General features: G+C 49.5%; 13 protein-coding genes. 3 read left to right on the top strand and 10 right to left on the bottom strand.

Annotated elements, in window-relative coordinates:
- Nucleotides 1-288 precede the first annotated feature (288 nt).
- The 10 genes from H6F67_RS12530 to H6F67_RS12485 form a co-directional block, all read right to left on the bottom strand.
- Nucleotides 289-858, bottom strand: coding sequence for a hypothetical protein (locus H6F67_RS12530; protein ID WP_190766856.1), 570 nt, complete (start codon nt 856-858; stop codon nt 289-291).
- Nucleotides 845-1,171 (bottom strand): hypothetical protein, encoded by a 327-nt coding sequence (locus H6F67_RS12525; protein ID WP_190766854.1) that lies wholly within the window; start codon nt 1,169-1,171, stop codon nt 845-847. The genes H6F67_RS12530 and H6F67_RS12525 overlap by 14 nt, the downstream gene beginning before the upstream one ends.
- Before the next feature lie 127 nt (nt 1,172-1,298).
- Entirely contained in the window at nt 1,299-3,077 is a 1,779-nt protein-coding gene (locus H6F67_RS12520; protein ID WP_190766852.1) for a DUF262 domain-containing protein, read from the bottom strand.
- A gap of 116 nt (nt 3,078-3,193) precedes the next feature.
- Entirely contained in the window at nt 3,194-3,535 is a 342-nt protein-coding gene (locus H6F67_RS12515; RefSeq protein ID WP_190766850.1) for a hypothetical protein, read from the bottom strand.
- A gap of 767 nt (nt 3,536-4,302) precedes the next feature.
- The gene (locus H6F67_RS12510; RefSeq protein WP_190766848.1) at nt 4,303-4,752 is read right to left on the bottom strand and encodes a hypothetical protein; all 450 of its coding nucleotides are present in this window, start codon (nt 4,750-4,752) and stop codon (nt 4,303-4,305) included.
- Between the two features lie 49 nt (nt 4,753-4,801).
- Nucleotides 4,802-6,745 carry a hypothetical protein gene (locus tag H6F67_RS12505; protein ID WP_190766846.1) on the bottom strand — a complete coding sequence of 648 codons (1,944 nt, stop codon included), beginning with the start codon at nt 6,743-6,745 and terminating at the stop codon, nt 4,802-4,804.
- Nucleotides 6,746-6,777: 32 nt separating this feature from the next.
- Entirely contained in the window at nt 6,778-8,886 is a 2,109-nt protein-coding gene (locus tag H6F67_RS12500; RefSeq protein WP_190766844.1) for a site-specific integrase, read from the bottom strand.
- Entirely contained in the window at nt 8,825-9,991 is a 1,167-nt protein-coding gene (locus H6F67_RS28115; protein WP_190766842.1) for a site-specific integrase, read from the bottom strand. The genes H6F67_RS12500 and H6F67_RS28115 overlap by 62 nt, the downstream gene beginning before the upstream one ends.
- A gap of 723 nt (nt 9,992-10,714) precedes the next feature.
- Nucleotides 10,715-11,014: a hypothetical protein gene (locus H6F67_RS12490; protein ID WP_190766840.1), complete on the bottom strand. Its 300-nt coding sequence runs from the start codon at nt 11,012-11,014 to the stop codon at nt 10,715-10,717.
- Nucleotides 11,011-11,316, bottom strand: coding sequence for a hypothetical protein (locus H6F67_RS12485; protein ID WP_190766837.1), 306 nt, complete (start codon nt 11,314-11,316; stop codon nt 11,011-11,013). The genes H6F67_RS12490 and H6F67_RS12485 overlap by 4 nt, the downstream gene beginning before the upstream one ends.
- A 149-nt stretch (nt 11,317-11,465) precedes the next feature.
- Here H6F67_RS12485 and H6F67_RS12480 point away from each other — a divergent pair, with 149 nt between their 5' ends.
- From H6F67_RS12480 to H6F67_RS12470, 3 genes are all read left to right on the top strand, one after another.
- Nucleotides 11,466-11,645, top strand: a complete 180-nt coding sequence (locus H6F67_RS12480; RefSeq protein ID WP_190766836.1) for a ribbon-helix-helix domain-containing protein — start codon at nt 11,466-11,468, stop codon at nt 11,643-11,645.
- Between the two features lie 292 nt (nt 11,646-11,937).
- Entirely contained in the window at nt 11,938-13,302 is a 1,365-nt protein-coding gene (locus H6F67_RS12475; RefSeq protein WP_242020611.1) for a helix-turn-helix transcriptional regulator, read from the top strand.
- An 882-nt stretch (nt 13,303-14,184) separates the two neighbouring features.
- Entirely contained in the window at nt 14,185-17,685 is a 3,501-nt protein-coding gene (locus tag H6F67_RS12470) for a plasmid replication protein, CyRepA1 family (protein WP_190766832.1), read from the top strand.
- Nucleotides 17,686-17,706: the final 21 nt, after the last annotated feature.

Raw genomic sequence — 17,706 nt, 5'->3', positions numbered from 1 at the left:
TTTGAGCAATTCGTCTAAAAGTTCAGGGGAAAAGGTCATGGGTTTAAGGTCTCTGCTTCAGTAGTTCATTAGATCTTATTTCTGACCCTTGACACAAACGATTTTACAAACCCGACACGCATCAGATTGAGCGCCCGATCGCATCAGCCGGGATTCTACTCAGCAAGTCGATCGCCCCGACTGCCGCCAGCTTTGAAAGTGATGCGTGTCAATCTAGACAAATTACTTTGAATGTTGACACGCATCAATATTTGTATCAGCGCCCGGATGTGATCCGACAGCAGCGATTCACGACTGCTCAACGACCGATCGATCCGCTTCCGAGTCTTCACATTCGCCCAGATAGCAGAGTATGCACATCAACTCTTCGGCCAGAAAAGGCTGTAAAGCAGGAGCGATCGGCAGTTGTGGCATTGACTGCTCGATTTGAGCTGCGATCGCTTCCCACGATTGCATCGCGGACTCGTTGCTCACGAGCGCTTCAGCCGTCGGCACATTCAATACTTGCTGCCACTTCCCCAATTCTGCCCGCACCCCGATCGTGTCTGTTGTATCAGCCGGCAATCGCCATAGACGCAACGGTAGTGGCAAGCTGAGCAGTAGCCAAGCACAAGGATCAGCGCTGATCTGCACGGGAAGGGGCACTCCACCAGAATTCGCGGCCATTTCTGCCAGCATCAGGCGGACGAATCGGGCAAACTTTGGAGTTGCTAAGAGCGATCGCGCATCCTCAGTGAGCAGTGTACCCAGCCTGGTTTTGGATAATTCGAGCATCGACTCTATCACATCATTCTGGGCAGCTAGCTGCTGATGCAGTTGGCGCAGTTGCTGAATGTGATCCGAATCAAAATACATCATGAGTTTGTTCAAATAACAGGACAAAAGTAAAACGACAGAACGCAGAGACAAAGGGCGATCGCTCAGGCTCGACCGATATCGATCGCACCAGACTGGACAGATTGCCCTCGTCCCATCGCGGATTGCACCAAGGCCAGCAGTGCCTGAGCGCGACGCTTCGTTGCAAGGTAGCCGCGATCGCATTGGCAATCACCGCCTCCTGAGTCCCTTGAGCTGTGATCGACAACTGCTGCGCGGTTTGTGCCAGTTGCTGCAGCCGGTCGACACGCTCGACGCTCGAGGAATTCGACAGAACCAGATCGAAAATAGACATTGACATTGACTTCGCTAAACAACAATTGCAACCATCACACGCAAGGGCAACCGAGATCGACGGCTGTCTGAGTTGCTGTAAGTGGTTCTCGGATTAGGATTATCGGACTGAAGACAAGCTTCACCGCCTACTCGATCGATCGCCCCATCGCCTGCCCGACAAGCTGAAGCAGGGCTTGCGATCGCAGGGCAAAAAACGAATCAAAATCGTCGTGCCATAGCGAGGTCGGGTTGATCCAGTGCGACTCCAATATGGTGTCGAGGCGCTGGCGGGAGATGCCGTGCTGCTCCAGCTTGGCGAGATAGGCCGAGGGCGCTTTGCCGCCGATCAGTCGGTTGGTGGCAAAGCTCAGGGGCGTGCGGTTGACCAGCGAGTTGTACAGGGGTTCGCCGATGCCGTGCTGACGACTGTACGCGACCGGAAATAGGTGATGACTCTCAATCGGATCATCAAATGCTTTCACATCCATCAGCAGTTCGCCCGATGCCAGATCGATCGCGCCATGTCGCCGCAGCAAAACGCTCAGACCTCGAAACACTGCGCCATGTCGTCGGCGCACCGATTGCAGCCGCGACAAGCTAAACGAAGAGTCAGCGATCGTGTTGGGCATGGAACCGTCAGCAAGAATCCATGCTGGTACTTCCAGGGCATCTTTGGTAGCCTGATGCTCGTGGGCACCGGTGTACATCTCGCCAAACAATCCTGACCAAAACCACTGTTCCAGCTTTTGCCGAATCGAGTCGCGACTATTCCACTCGCCAAGCTGCACCAGCACACAAACTAAGGCGACCAGTTGAATGGCGTAAGCAATGTCGGCGGCATCGACGATTTTCAGTCCATACAGAAATCGAGCCGCCTCTTCAAACCCTTTGGCGACTGGCTCTGCCCACCGTTGATAATCTTCTAGCTCCAATTTGAGCACCTCAACTCGGCCACAACCGACGCCGGGGAGCTTCTCTACGGCATTCACACCCTGAGCGATCGCCTGCCGGCGACGAGAAACCGAAGCCGTGAGCGTGACGGCCTGAAGAAAATCAGTGTTTCTCACCTGACTTAAAACTGGATGGCGGCTCAGCCGCTGGCTGCGCTGTTCCCAATCATCCCGAATACTGAAGTCCTCTCCGGCATAGGAAGAGGTAACCAGTTCAAAAAAGTTGAGGCTCATGCTTTGAGTGTTGGTATCCTCAAATAATTCACACACGGCGGCTTTGGGCAAAACCGGACGCAGCAGAATCACCGGGATGTGATAGTGCTCGTATTTCTTGATGATTTCCTGCTCAAAGCGATCGATTACCTCTAGCTTGTCGGTGGCGTAATGCCAGAACTTGCAGTAGCCCGATCGCCAAGCTGAGTAATGAAACATCATGCCCGAGGGGAACAGCCCTAGTTCATACTCTCGGTTGCGCGAGGAGCAGTCGATCGTGCCCTTCTCGCCAAACCCCGACTTGATGCGCGACTCAGGCAGGCTCAAAATGGCCGCTTGGCGATCGCAGTGGGGATCGAGCGCCTTGGCAATATCGATGTAGTACCAGTGCTTGCTGATGCGTGCTGATTTCTTGTCGCGGATGGCAACCGGCTGATCGGGCGCGAGTGCCATGCTCAGAGTTGTGAGGCGTTGCTGGCCGTCAAGGATGAGCTTGGTAGGGTCGGGAGCCTGGAGAAGCTGCACACCTTCAACTAAGCGCGATTTGAATCGACTTTGGGCGTTGCCCGTTTCGAGCAACAGCACCGCCCCAAACGGCCAAGCGCGACTGACATTTGCTAGCAGCTTGCGGACAAACGAATCTTCCCAGCAAAAGCTGCGCTGCAAATCTGGGATTTGAATGATGCCCTGACGAATCTGTGAGAGGAAATCTGGCAGGCATTCTTTCGTGATGTCGAATGTGGAATAGATATTGGTGGGCATGATGGCCTGTGCAGTAGAACAGCCGTTCTGTAACGGTTGTCCTGAGCATAAAAGGTCTTTACGCTGCTGGCGCTGCGGCTAGCTGCGAATTCCCATCGTTTTGCAGGAAATTGGGGTTAGGGTGGGTCTGGACGATCGCAGCGATCGCTGCGATCGTCCGATAAGGCGCAGAGGCTGTCCCAGAACTCTGGCGCGATCGCCTCATCGTGGTCGAGGAGCCAATCCATGAGACCGAGGAGGAAGAGTTGAGCGAGCTTGGGGGAAGTGCGGGTAGTGGCCTCAAAGAACCAGCGATCGGCGGTTGATTCGGCCACTCTGGCGATGCGGGCAATTTGCAGATTGCTGGCACCGTGTTTGGTGCGGAAGGCTTCGGGTGACATTTGGAGTGGGCAGTTGGCAAAGCGAAAGTAGAGTTCGAGCTTTCTGCCGGAGAGCGATCGACGCTGTGGCGAAGTCATAAACTGGCTCCTTGCGGCTGCCGCCCCTGCGGGCTGTAAATTCTGCGTCTGACTACGATTGACCTGATTGCGAGACAAGCACTTGTCAGGCAGCAGACGTCAACGACAATCTCAAACAGGATCAAGATTGCTTGCGGAAATAAAGCTGTCAATACAAGAGGCGAAACAGGCCAAGACAAGGTGCGGCTTTGAAGCATGAAATGAATTCAATGTGAAGTTTCAGGGCGGATCGTGGCTGACAACTTTACATTGAAATACTTGCCTTACTTAACGTCTAGCAACACTTGTCACAACGACAAATAATAACCTCCTTTAAAGAAGCTGCAGCCAGGTAAGTTCACTGATATTCACAACGCAAAACTAAGTGACAACACAACAATTAATAGAGCTTTAAAGCTATTAGGGTAAGCTGATTGTCATTTATTTTTCTGGAGCGCTCGAGACTGGCTCTGAAGTCTAGTGCCTACATCTTGCAACTTAAAGACTGATTAGCTTACTAACTAATATTTCGCTGCCAGTGTTAAAATTTCGTAAGGCTTTATTTCCATTGTCGTCTGACAAAACGCGATCACCAAACTTAATGACAAAACAGTTGCAAGTAGACTTTCAATTCCAAATGAGTAGGGGGTCTTTAAAAGAGTGAAAAGATGAATTCAAAAGCCTTAATTCTTCGCTTTCAACGCTAAAATATACGTGAATTTTGAACACCTCTGATAAGCATTTACTCACATTTAATAGACTGCCCTTCAGCAGCCTTTGCAGCAAAGCTAAGAAAAACCCGCTGACTTTTTTCCTCTTCTTTGTGTAATTCCTGCTCGGGAAAAAGACCGATCGCTCTTCTCTAATGGTTGCTCTAGCTTCTTCAAATCCATATTAAACTGAATTGCATTACACCTCATACGATTAATCAGCTCAGCCTGAACAATCATCTGCTGCTGAGCTATTTCTAATTCGACTCTCAAACTTTTAATTCGATCAGCATAAGCTTTCTTTTCCTTTGCTCGAGTCGAGAGGTTTGCTTGTTGTCTTTGACGCTCAGCCGCTTCTTCAATAACCTTCTTCAAACCATACTTATATAGTGTATTGCGGCTGACATTCAACGCTTCTGCAACTGCCAACACATGAATTGGAGATTCCTCAGGCAATTTCCCTTCCGCGATCGCTAAATAGGCTTCAACTTTCTGAGTGACTTCTACCTCAACACTTCGCCTACCCATATTCACACTCTCCTTCAATCATTTACGGTTTACAACAACGTTGCTTCAGTTAAGCTGACGATCCCTGCTTGCTCGACAAAGAAGCTTCTACATAATTTGACATCTGCTGCCATAACCGCAACTGCGGTCCAGCAATCTGCCCACCTAATGCAATCGCCTGGTTCTGAGCTTCTTGTAAAGTCAATTGGAGTCCGTCACGGATTTGTTCTAAGCTCTCCGTATCAGGCTTCTCCCCCACTTCAATTTGGTCTGGACAGCCAGGACAGAAGAGATGTCGATCGCAGCCTATGACAAAGTTTCGCTTACAATAGTTCCACTGCGTCACATGGAGTACAAGCAACTCTGCCTGTAGAAATACTTCCCGCTCGTCCATCGATAGAGACTCATAGATGCGAGTAATTGTGTGGTTGACTCGTCCCTGCCGAATTGCTTCATGCATTTGCTGCACGCGATCTCGCATGGAAAGGGATTTGTGAGGAGATTTAACTAGGTAGCTGACTTCCGTTGTTTGTGAGTTACGATGTCCGATCCAGCGCGCAATATCGTCGAGCGAAGCCCCGCCTTCATGAGCGATCGTCACCATCGTAGTACGTGCTTGGCGTGTATGAAGCTGACAAAGGGTACCATCCGCTTCGCAGATGTTGTACCGCTCAAACACAGAGCGACTACTCTTTGAGCCGGATAAAAAGAAATAGACCTGATCATATTGAACTGGACGAATAATGAGGGGATGGGAATTCCATCGTTTATGCAGAAAATTCGCAGGTACAATAAATAAAGTTTCGGAAAGCAATTGATACTTCCCAGTTCTTAGATTCACTGTCCAAAGTTGGTCCAGCAAATGCTCGGCGAGGGACTGTTCAACCTCAAGAACCGAGAAGTAGAATCGATCGTCACTCTGTTTGGGTTCCGGCAGCTTCCCTTTTTCTACCCATTGGAACAGGTGATAGTGGCGTTTTTCTGCCCGTTGTTTAAAACCCAATAACGCTGCTAATTCCCGCGACTCGATCAACTGTTGATTCTCAAACCCTGGTAGCGGCACACGACCTGAATTGTTCTCTAATACTACGGCTTGCTGTCGCCAAGGAGCTGTCATCTTCTGAATATTACCCACGATTTGCAGAATTAATTCAACGGTATTAGGCAGCAGAGGTTTGACTGCCAGCGTTTGTCCAGGATGTTTCTTCTCCTCATAGAAACGTAAGCCATACTCCCAATTTCCCTGCTGATTGCGTTTGCGGATAATACAGTGCTCAGGCAAGGTCAACGCTTCCCCAATTCGTAGACCCGTCAGTAAAACGATGATGACGATCGCTAGTAGGAGATGTTCAGCCGGGTCAGTGGTGAGTCGATAGACTTGCCCTAAACCTTTAATGGCTTGCTCAGAAAGCAACTTCTTAGTTGCTTCTGCCCCATTTTTGTCTTCTCGTGCAGCAAAGTTGTTTTCCTTTCGCCATCCATAAGGGGTAATTAGGTCGTACTCTATCCGAGTAAAACAAATCTGTTGAGTTTCTAAAAAATGAATGAAGGCAAGGGCATATTTAGTATGTTCACAGATTGTTGCACCAGTAGTCCAGAGTCCCCTCATACGATCTTCCACCTGCGTCATAAGGGGTTTGCACAGATACTCCCACCACGGGAATGATTGTAATTGTTCATCCTGATAATCATTCTGGTTTGAGCTGAGTACTTGCCACAGCACTTGAAGTGCTGTAAGCCGGTGTGTCATACGCCCTGTTGATGTTGCATGAAACAAGAGCCAGGTTTTGGCTAGATTAACATAGTGCTGATTGGGAATTACCTGCTTCGGATTTGCATGACAATTAAAGTTGAGAAAAAATCGTCTTCCGGTATTGCGATATTCAAGACCGTTGATGTCCCATCGCATGGACTCAAAAGATTGCCCTGGAAATTTGTGCTGAAATTGTCGTTGACCCATTTCAACCGTTTTTGCAATCGCTGCTAATACCGTTTTCTTGTCGAAATCCTGCATTACAATCCCTTGCCATTCTTCAATGTTGAAAATTACAAACCCGACAACTGCACTAGTAACTCCTGAACGGCATAGCGCGTTGTGTTCATCTGCATTAAAATTCGATCGTCAACTTGACCTGCACTTTGCTCTAAAAATAGCTCGATGGTCTCCAACCAACTCTGATGCGGTGCACTCCGCAGTGCCGCAAACTTAGGGCAGCAGTAGCAAGAAAAGGGTGGAAATAAGTGGCACTCTTGGGACGGATTTCGTGTACACCCTCCCAACACTTGAGGCTGTTTATCAAACACTTTCAAGTTAAATGCCACATCAAAGATCAATTCCAGTGGAACACCCGGAGACTTGATTTCTTCTAGAGAATCGATGATTTTGTGACCTGTAAAATATTTGATACGAGGATTAAGGGCAGCTGCTGTCGCCTTACCGATGTTGTGAGCAACGCTCATGCGCATCTCAACGTAGGTTTGCACATTTTCGATCGCATCATGACCTAATAATTCGCTGACGACAGAGAGTGGAGCACCCATCTCGGCGAGATAGGTCGCCAGTGTGTACCGCAACCGTCGGGGAAAGAGGTGTAGCAATTTACCTGTTTCTGGCGAAACCAAATCACTTGCTTTGATAAACCGTTTCAAGAGTTGACGCATATGTAAAGTGGGATCAGACGCTCGGAGCCAAAACAATAGCGAATCGTTTGGTTGAGCAGAATCTGGCTGCAATTGCTCTAATAGTTCTCCTAACTGTCGGGGAATAGGGCGGTTTTTTACAGTCGTCTCGCGCTTGATTGGTGAAACTGTCAAGTGATAAATGACATCTCCTTCCTGCTCATAGCGCTTCAAATGCGAAACCTTCAAAATAGCCAAGCTGTGAGGACGAACCCCAAGGTGCAGAAGAAGCATGATGATCGCCCGGTCTTCGGGTTGTCCAAGCTCAGCTTCCAATGCCATCTTTAGCAAAGCTTCTTCAGCTTGAGAAAGCGGACCCGTTTTAGGATCAAACCCTCTCACATGTTTTCCCCTGTCTGCGCTTAGGGGAGTCATTTCACGCAGTCCTTCTAGCACACTGGAACTGAAATCAGGTAGTGCTAGTGTCTCTAGAGCCAGCTCATACATGCCTCGCACTTTAGAAAAGGGCAAACCTCGTTTACTCGAAATCTTTTCTAAATCATCGAGCCAATTTTGTGCAAGCTCTAAGGTGAAATCATTCCATTCAAACAGTCGCCCCTCTAGAAAGGATTGACCTACTTCCCGCCTGAGCCAGCCATCCAAATCCCCTATAATCTGAAAGCTGTGATGGACAGTACTGGGCTTCAGCGTTTTGAGTTGCCCAATGAGAATTAGCTTCACTTGATGGATGAAGCGTTCAGAAAAGACTGAGGGAGATTTGCGTAGAAGGTTGAAGTTGAACGTGATTCCCTTGGACGTACGAATGTCATAGAGCGCGTTCCATTTCTCTGAAGCGGTATCCACTACTTGCCCATCTGCACAGTGAACAGGACATTCAAGTGTAGGAAGATCGAAATTTATTTGAAGTTGCCTGCGAATTCCAGTGAGTTTCAAATCCTCAAGCTGGGCTGCAATCTCCGCCGAAAAATCTGGCAATTGTAGTTTGGCTCCGAGCTGGTACAGGAAGCGCACAGGGTTGAAGTGATGCTTAGGTGCATTGAAGCGTTGAGTAGAACTTTGCTGTAAATCCTCCAACCAGATAAATGCCAGTTCGATCGTGAAGTTCCACCAATCGAACTGAGCACCGACAACTGTTTGCCCCTTCGCAGAGTTCAGCCACTTGTGTAACTGCCGAACTGCACCATAATCGTTATAAACTGTGTTAGACCTTTTCTGCTGAAGGCGAGCGACCCAGCAGAGCTGGAGCTGATGCAGAAATCGATCTGTCATCTGCACTGGACCTTGTTGAAACGGTTCCCAGCAGAGTTGGAGTTTGCTTTGAGAAGGACCGGCGAAGAGTTGCCAGTCTCCAGCAGTGGTGAGTTCAAACCCCTCAAAAGTCCGAACGCAGGAAGGAATGGGAGGTAGCGGCAGCCTGTTGTTCCCTTGGCTATCAAGCTGATGGATCATCGGTCTAGCCCTCACTAAATGAGCGATTTTGATACTTTTGCAACCAAGCGTTTGAATGCGCTTCAATCGCGTTGGCAGCGTAATGCTTCACGGACTTCATCTGGGACCACCCTCCCAAGGGCAGCAACATTTCAAGACCGCTACCATCATTGAGTGCACGCCCTGCAAGATCCTCGAAACAGGTGTGGCGTAAAGAGTGCCAGGAAAACTTAACTCCGCTTTTTTGGGAGATGGGTCGATAAATAGCATCCGCAGCACTGCAAGAGAGTGGCTCTCCGGTTTCAGTTACAAACAGATATGGCGTTTTTCCTTTCACCCGTCCCAATGGAGGATCGGCATCAGTGTAAGTGTTCAGGTAGAACAGCAAAAGGTCGGAGAGTACTAGCGATCGCTCTTGTGTTTTGACTGAAGGTTCAGGAATACGGAGGTCGTGCGGGTCTGACGGGCGGCGCACAATTCGCACCTCTGGTTTTCCTCGGTAGCAAATATCACCGACTTGAAGTTTCAACAACTCTCCCCGCCGTAGCCCTAGCTGTAGGGACAGGATAAACATCACCAAATTTCTGAGTTGAACCTTTGGAGAAACCCCATTGTCAGAAAAGATGGGTCGACCTTCTTCAACACCAACAGGACCAATAATCTCTAAGATTTGGGCAACCTCTCCTGCCGTTAAAGGTTCGATTCGTTCAGATGATGCTTGTTGTCTGCGGCAGGAGTTGAAATCTTGTTTTAGCTGAAGCTGCCGCTCTTGAATCTGCTTAGCTGAAACTTCACAGATGCGCGTCCAATTACTTGGATTAAGACACCAATGTAAGAAGTTTGCGATCGTATTCAACTGCCGCTGTGTATAACGGTTAGACTGCTTGCCATCACGTAAATAATAAGCAAGCGATCTAATTTGGAATAGGTTAAAAGTTTGACCCTCTATTAAGAATTTATCTAAGTCAATTTGCTCGATCGCTGTTGAAAACTCGTACAGCCGCTTGAGCGCTTGCACATCTGAGTTGAGTGTATTCCACTGGGTGCGGAAGCGCCGTTCTGTAGATATCCAATACATTCCCATTTGTACCGGAATTCCGGTTTCTACCTTAATCAAAACGGGTAGAACTTCCCCAGTAGGAAGTTTTGCATTTAGGGTCCGAAATTGGGTAGAGGGATCAGAAGTATTCACTCAAAGCTCCATTGCGTCGGAATTCTGACGTAAATGAACACAAGTTTTACTTTAAAAAGTAGAAATTTTATGAACAATAGTACAAGATTATCATGTTTTTTCTATTTGCGCTAAATTGCTTGCGAGACATGACTTTCAGCACATACTCTAATGTAAAGAAATATTAAAAATAAACATACTACCGATGGCAAATGACAACCATAATTTGCAACCTGTTTATGTTCATTTTTAAGTGAAATGAACTAAATTGAGATTCTTGCTTGCTTTTCAGATTGAGTTAGCACGTATTTATCTAGAGTGTGTTTATTTTTGCTCTGTTCAATTATTATTTAATTTTTTAAAATTACTACTTCTAACTCGAACTTACCGACACTTGTACTTTTGTTCTGCTAGTTATAATATAAAAAACAATCTTGGTCTTGAACGCAGGTGCTAAATTTACTTAATCGAGTAGTAAAAACCTTGCTTAGTCTTCCAAATCACCCATCAATAACTACACTTCAGCTAGTCAAAATTTGTTTCAACTTCAGCTTAATAACTCAACTCAACCAGTAGGAAATGGCAGAACTAATCATTATCGACTTCGCTTAAGCAACGGTTTTATTACATTAGAACAACCTCAATACGAAAGAAAAGAAAGCCCCATCATGATGACAGAGCCTTCTCAATGAAATCTCTGAGCAAAAACTGGTAAGTGTTATCTGAAGGAACTCGATCGATTACTTACAAGCTATGGTTCAATCGACACCACCCCTGAATTAAGTTTGGCTCGATCCGATCGCTGCTCATCCAAATCAGATGAATCTCGGCCAGCCGCCGACAACATCGCTCGGCTGGCTCCCGATGCGATCGCCCTGACCCAAACCAATGCTCAACCGTGCTGCGCGAAGTCTTTGCTAAAACACTCAACTCGGCATATGACACCGCCCAATGCTGGCAAAAGACGCTGGGATGGATGGGCGGCGGACAGCTCTCATAAATTTTGAACAGTTCCCATTGTCGGGTTGTCGGGTAGCGCATCATCCGATCGCATCCTCCCGATCGGCTTGGGAATATAGTTCAATGTCGTCCTCAAATGCCCAGTCACTTGTGATCCCGTCTGAGTACGACGAACTAGAGGGCGAAAGCTGAATGGCGTAGTGATAGCCCAACCCCTGGGTGCTTGCCTCCGAAGAATAGGCCATGCCCACGATCGTGCCAAAATCTTTGGCTTCAACATAAGCCCACTGCACCTGCTGCCCAATTTGAAACTTCGGCAGTGGCAACGGCGACGGCATCTGTTCGGGCACAACCACGGGCGGAAAATACAGCGATCGGTTTGTCATAACATTCTCTCTGCCATCATGGTTTGTCCTTTGAAAGCACTCAACATATGATGTACTATAACATCAGATATGCAGTTAATCTGCATCTAATAAGTAGTTGCATCAGCAGGGGGATAGGATGCATGAGTGAACAATTTGCTGTTGACTCCATGACTAAGCGAATTACCATTTCGCTACCAGACTCTTCCTACAAAAAGCTGGAGGAGTGGGCAGAAGCCGAAGACCGATCGATCGCTGGGCAGGCGAGCTATGTGCTGCAGAAAGCCGTAGATGATGCCGAGCAGCAGGGCAAAACTAAGTCTGCTCAGCCCAAGCCACGCTCGGAGTAGGCTGAATGCTTCGTCTCAATTTCGCGGCAAGGAGATGTTGCAGTTTGCCAATTGAGACGCACAATACTAGGAATCGCTTTATTGCAGCACCGATCTGGCTGTCGCTGGCAGAAATTACCCAATGGCCTCTACGAATCGAAAACCGAAATCTTCAGACGCTGAGACTGCCGACGTTCAGCTAGAGATAGAGCCGCCGACCACAAGTCCAGCAAAGGGTGGTCGAAAACGCGCTAGTCGTGCGCGATCGCGATCGAAAGCTAAACTGCCGCTGTTTACCCACAAACAGATCGAGATGACAGCGACCGGCGCACCCGTAATTAGCGCCACGCAAGCCTACCTTAAACACCCGGACTGGAGCGAGTACGAAGAAAATCGCCTCTACTTCCGCCGCTCTTTCGGCAAAGGGCGGCACATCGAGTTTTATATTCTCAATAAGCAAAAGCACCAGCCTGGTTTTATCACCAGCTTTGCGGAACCGGAGATTCTGCGCCTTTATGGTATCCACGCCGCTCGCCTCCATGCCGTTTTTGCAACCTACGCCGCTCAGCAAAAGGAACCCTGGAAAGAACCGTTTACCCTACTGGGCAGCGATCTCATCAAGATTTTGCGAATCCACACAGGCAATAAGCTGAAAAAAGGCGACAAGCTGAGGGCGATTGCCGACCTTGCTTGGGTCCTAGGAACCTTGGGAGCAAAAATTCAGTGGCAGGAGGGCTATCTCGATCTAACGATCGTGGAGCGATCGATGATCTGGATTGTCAACGTCAAAGAGCAGTACCAAAATGATTTGAACGGTAATCCGGGTGAGCTGATCGAAGTTGAAATCGAAGTGCAAGCAGGTCAGTGGACGCGCAACTTCCTCAACCGGGACGGCGAGAAACAGCGAACAGCACTTTACCAGTACGGCTTCATCAATCAGGATGTCCTCTCGATCGATCCCTACAAAAAAGAACTCGCCGCCGCCCTCGGACTGTACCTGATCCAAAATCGCCGATCGCACCCCAGCGGCAAATACCGCATCCAAACGCTGCTAGAAGCAGTGATGTCGATTCACGAAATTGATTTGATCCGCAACGACAAATTGAAGCGATCGCGCTTTGTCAAACGCTTCTATGTTCTGCTCGAAGACTTGACCGAGGTGAATTTTACGATTCAGTTTGACGAAAGCTTTCCTAGAGAGCTACTTCCCAGTTGGGCTGAGCTGCCCAGCGAAATTGACGCCGAGCTTGATCCAGCTACAACTGCGCCCCAAGAGCAGCGAATGCCTGACGGCTTTTTTGACACTTGGCTTCAGGGCGTTGTCATTATTATTGCACCCGCTCCAGTTGAGGGCGAACTAGCCGCATTTGAAGCAAGCAAGGCCAAACCTACCAAAAAGCTGTCGCGATCGAGCAGCAGTTCCACTTCCGATTGTGCAACCGAAGCGATCGTCACCGTTGATGTAGACGTAGTGGAAGCAGAGCCAGTACAGCCGCAAGAATTCACTGGCGCTGTAGTGAAGGAATTGCGCCAAAAAGCTGGGATGAGCCAGATGGACATTGCGATCGCCCTGGGAATGAGCCAAAGTTGGGTGCGCGACATCGAAAACAAGCGACAGCATCAACCGCTCAAACCCGTCTATGCCGAGCAGCTCAAGAAGATTTTGGAATTTTCCTAGTGCTGGCGATCGCACTAAAGTACTTGAAAACTTCCACTTGCTGACACGTTCAAAATCGTTAGGCGGCTCGACCTTCAGTTGCGATCGAATATTGAACTACTCAAAGTACTTGATTATTGCCACTTGGCGATACGCCTTCAGAGCGTAGGCACTCTTCCAACGACTCCGCAAAAAGTACTCAAATACTTCCACTGCTTGACACGCTAAAAGTACTTGATATCCTCCACGCTTAGATACGCCTACACCGCTGCGGAATCAGCAGTTTGCCTAAATTTCATTCCGTCCATCTGAAAAGTACTCAAATACTTCCACTGCTTGACACGCTAAAAGTACTTGATATTCTCCACTAAGCGATACGTTTAAACAGCACTGAACGCTTTGATTTTCGAGCGTTTGCGATCGCACCCCGCAAAAAGTACTCAAGTATCCCCACCGTTTGATACGTTAGAAGTACTTGATATTCTCCACATGCTGATACGCCAAATCCACTTTCCCGTTGAATTTTCAGCAAATCGCTAAGCGCATTAGTTCAAGTACTTGCAAATTTCCACTCAGCGATACGATCGCTGCCGCAGTGCAGTTTGCGCGGCGATCGCTAGAGTGTCTGTAGCAGTAGGGTTTTTACCTCAGCTTCAAACGACTTGAGTACTTGAAAGTACTCGATCGCTTCTACCAAACGATACGATCACTTCCACTGAGTGATACGCTATCTTCCACTCAGTGATACGCAACATTTTTCAAAGCTTTGTGGTATGGGCGTTTCGGCTGCTAGTACTTTCCTGATCAGATTGATCAAGTTGATCAGATCAGCATTTTTGCGACCTAAAAATTGAGAGTGCTACTGTTTGGCGGTAGAAAGAATCGATCGCGCTCAAAGCAGCTATGTCGGCACACCGCCTTGCGGATAAAGGAAACAATTTCGGGTCGCGTTTGAACCACTCAACCGCTGCCCCTGTTCTTGTGCTGCCACAAATTAATCCTCGCTGGTTCGGTAAAGCGGACACAGACCACGCTCAAGAATGGCTCGATAGTGGCGTTGATCCCGGAATTATTGCTCTCAACGTCGAAACCCTGGTTGATACGGCGATCGATGGCTATGCAGACTACCTGTTTCCAATCGCCGAACGTCTACACTGGAATCTTTCGCGCTTTGGGCAAAAAACGCGCCCTTATTTACGTGGCTGGTGGGTGAGCGGCATTGATCCGCTTAACGACTGGCAGCGGATGGAGTGGGGACGGTTTAAGCCGGATGCTGCCACACCCATTCTCGATCGCGAAAAAGGCAAGCCCGCAAAATACCTCAGCCCCAGCTTAGGAGCAGGCTCTAGTCGCTTAGTTTTGCTCGATGTGCCTCAAGCAGTTTGGGATAAAGTCGCCCAACGCTATCAAATTCCCATTTCTGACCTCGATCGATCACTGGGCTTCTGGCAGTGGGTGTGGAAACAGAACATTCCCTTAGTACTGACCGAGGGTGAGAAAAAAGCCGGATGCTTGCTGACTCAGGGTTATGCGGCGATCGCATTGCCGGGAATCTTCAACGGCTACCGTCGCGAAACGCGATCGCTGATCGATGAGCTAGCGCACTTCGCAACACCGAAGCGATCAATCTCCATTTGTTTCGACTACGAGACGAAAGCAAAGGTTCTCAAAAATATTGCGATTGCCACAACTAAGCTCGGCAAACTGCTCGATCGCGCCGAATGTGTGGTCAACGTCATTACGCTTCCCGGCCCTGAGAAAGGCGTAGACGATTTCATCGTGGCGCAAGGAGCGCAGAGTTTCGATACCTGCTACGACGCGGCCTTGGCACTGGAATTTTGGCTCGCCTCAAAGCTTTGGGCACTTACCCACACTCCCACACTGACGCTCAACACTCCCTACCTTAACGATCTCCCCTACCCATCTTCAGGCTTAGCCTGTATCAAAAGCGCTAAGGGCACAGGGAAGACCACCGCCCTGCAATCGCTCATTCAGGCCGCAACCGGAGTAGGCCGCAAAGTCTTGGTCATCACCCATCGCATCCAGCTTGGTCGCGCCATTTGCGACAGCATCGGCATCGACTGGATCGAAGAAGTCAAAGCCTCTGAGACACAAGGACTATTTGGCTACGGCCTCTGCATTGACTCTCTACACGCCACTTCTCAAGCTCGCTTCACTCCAGAGTTTTGGAAAGGCGCGATCGTCATTCTCGATGAAGTCGAGCAGGTGCTGTGGCACGCCCTCAATTCCTCAACCTGCTACGACCACCGCATCAAAATCCTCGAAGCGCTGCGGGAACTAGTGCAGGTTGTGATCGGCAGCGGTGGCCTGATCATTGCTCAAGATGCCGATCTATCCAATGTCAGCATTGACTATCTCAAGGGACTGGTCGAAACCCCGATCGATCCTTGGGTCGTGGTCAATCAGTGGCAGCCGGAGACAAATTGGGCAGTCTCGTTCTACGACACCAAGAATCCTGCTCCCCTGGTTGCCTACATGGAGAAGTTTCTTGCACAGGGCGCAGTTTTTGTCGCCCTTGACTCGCAAAAAGTCAGTGGTCGCTGGAGTTCCAAGAATCTGGAAACCTACTTGCGCAATCGCTTTCCTGACAAGCGCATTCTCCGCCTTGATTCAGAGAGCGTCGCTGATCCCAAGCACCCGGCCTACAGCATCGTCGAGCAGCTCAATCGAGCTATCACGAAATACGACATTGTGTTGGCGACACCGACGATCGGGACTGGCGTATCGATCGATGTGCGCGGTCACTTCAAGGCCGTCTTTGGCATTTTTCAAGGCGTCACTCCCGACACCGAATCTCGACAGGCATTGGCGCGAGTTCGAGAACCAGTGCCCCGCTTCATCTGGGCGGCTCGCTTTGGTCCCGGCAAAGTTGGCAACGGCAGTTGCAGCTACCAAGACGTAGTTCACTCCACGACAAAAGCCGTCAAGTACAACGTTGCGCTACTCAAAGACATCGATTTCGACATCGACGCTCAAACCGACCCGATCACGCTTCGCACCTGGGCTAAGATGGCGGCTCGCGTCAACGTCTCACTGTGGAACTATCGCAGTGAACTTCGTAACGGCCTGATGCTGGAAGGCCATCAAGTTACGACAGTTACCGACGATCTACGTCAACTGCTGCCGCCTGCCTTCCAATCCCTTTGTGCTGAACTAACCGAACTGCTAGGCCAAGAAGCGATCGATCAAGCGCTACATGCCGACCTGCACAGTGGCATTTTGCAATTTCCCGGTGTTGAGTGGCTGGCTTGGCAGCACGATCGCGAGATCGCAGAAACCGTCACTCAGTCAGTGAAGGCGATTCAGGAACACAGCCAGCTCGTCGAAGCGGAGGCGATCGCCACAGCCACCGATCTAACTTCCAGCGAATACAAAACCCTGAAAGATCAGCGTGCCAAAACTGCCGTAGAGCGCTATGCCCAGCACAAGCACGAATTGCAGCGCCGCTATCCCATTCCCATCACGCCCGAACTGAAGCTCAAAGACGACGCGGGCTGGTACGCCCAACTGCGATTGCACTACTATCTCACGCACGACTCGACTCTGGTTCGGCTGCGCGATCTCAAAGAGTGGCAGGGGCATCTCGATCGCGGTGACGGCAAAATTGCACTTCAAGACGTGCGACTGCTCACCATGCAGGTCGAAACGCTCAAAGCGCTAGGGCTTCTCGATCTACTTGATCCGGAACGACAAGTGCGGGCGATCGATGCAGATGTCGATCGCATCCGTCAGCAGGCCCTCCAATACAGCCACGACCTCAAAACCGTTCTCAATCTGACCGTCTCTGCAAAGATGTCGCCGATCGAAATTGTCCAAGCTCTGCTCGGTAAATTAGGGCTGCGTTTAACCTGCGTCGGGCGAGATGTCGCAGCAGACGGACGACGCGGTGGGCCGCGAATTTACCAATACCAGCCATCCAATGATGGTCGAGAAACAATTTTCGCCGAGTGGCAGCAGCGAGACGCCGATGCGCTAGATAGCTCGATTGCCACCCTTGATCGAGCCGCGACGTTGCCGCCAACCAGTACGACTGATCCACCCCCGGATAAATTTATAGCTAGTCGATCGGCTGATGGATTAGCGTTGGAGGCTGCAAGAGAGGAAAGACTTGCCTGTGAAGAATGGGGAAGTTTGGAGAAACAGGATTGCTCTGCGATCGCCCAAGTCGGTGCAGCGTCACAATACAATTCCGCCATTCAGGTCGGGTGCGTTGTCAGACATCTTCAGCAGGCTTGTCGTTGGGTTGTCGTTCAAGTCGAAGCAGCAACGGCGCGACTCCGGCATTTGCACCGTGCCCAAGAATGCACATTGCCATTAAATGAGTTGGTGGCTATCGCGATCGAAGCAGGAGGTGAGCCAGATGCTCCAACCCCTGTGGGCTAAATTCGATCGAGCCTGCCAGCC

This window comes from Microcoleus sp. FACHB-1515, assembly GCF_014696105.1.
Lineage (GTDB): Bacteria > Cyanobacteriota > Cyanobacteriia > Elainellales > Elainellaceae > JAAUTJ01.
Note: the sequence above shows the minus strand (reverse complement) of the source record. Positions and strands in the feature narration are given on the sequence as shown.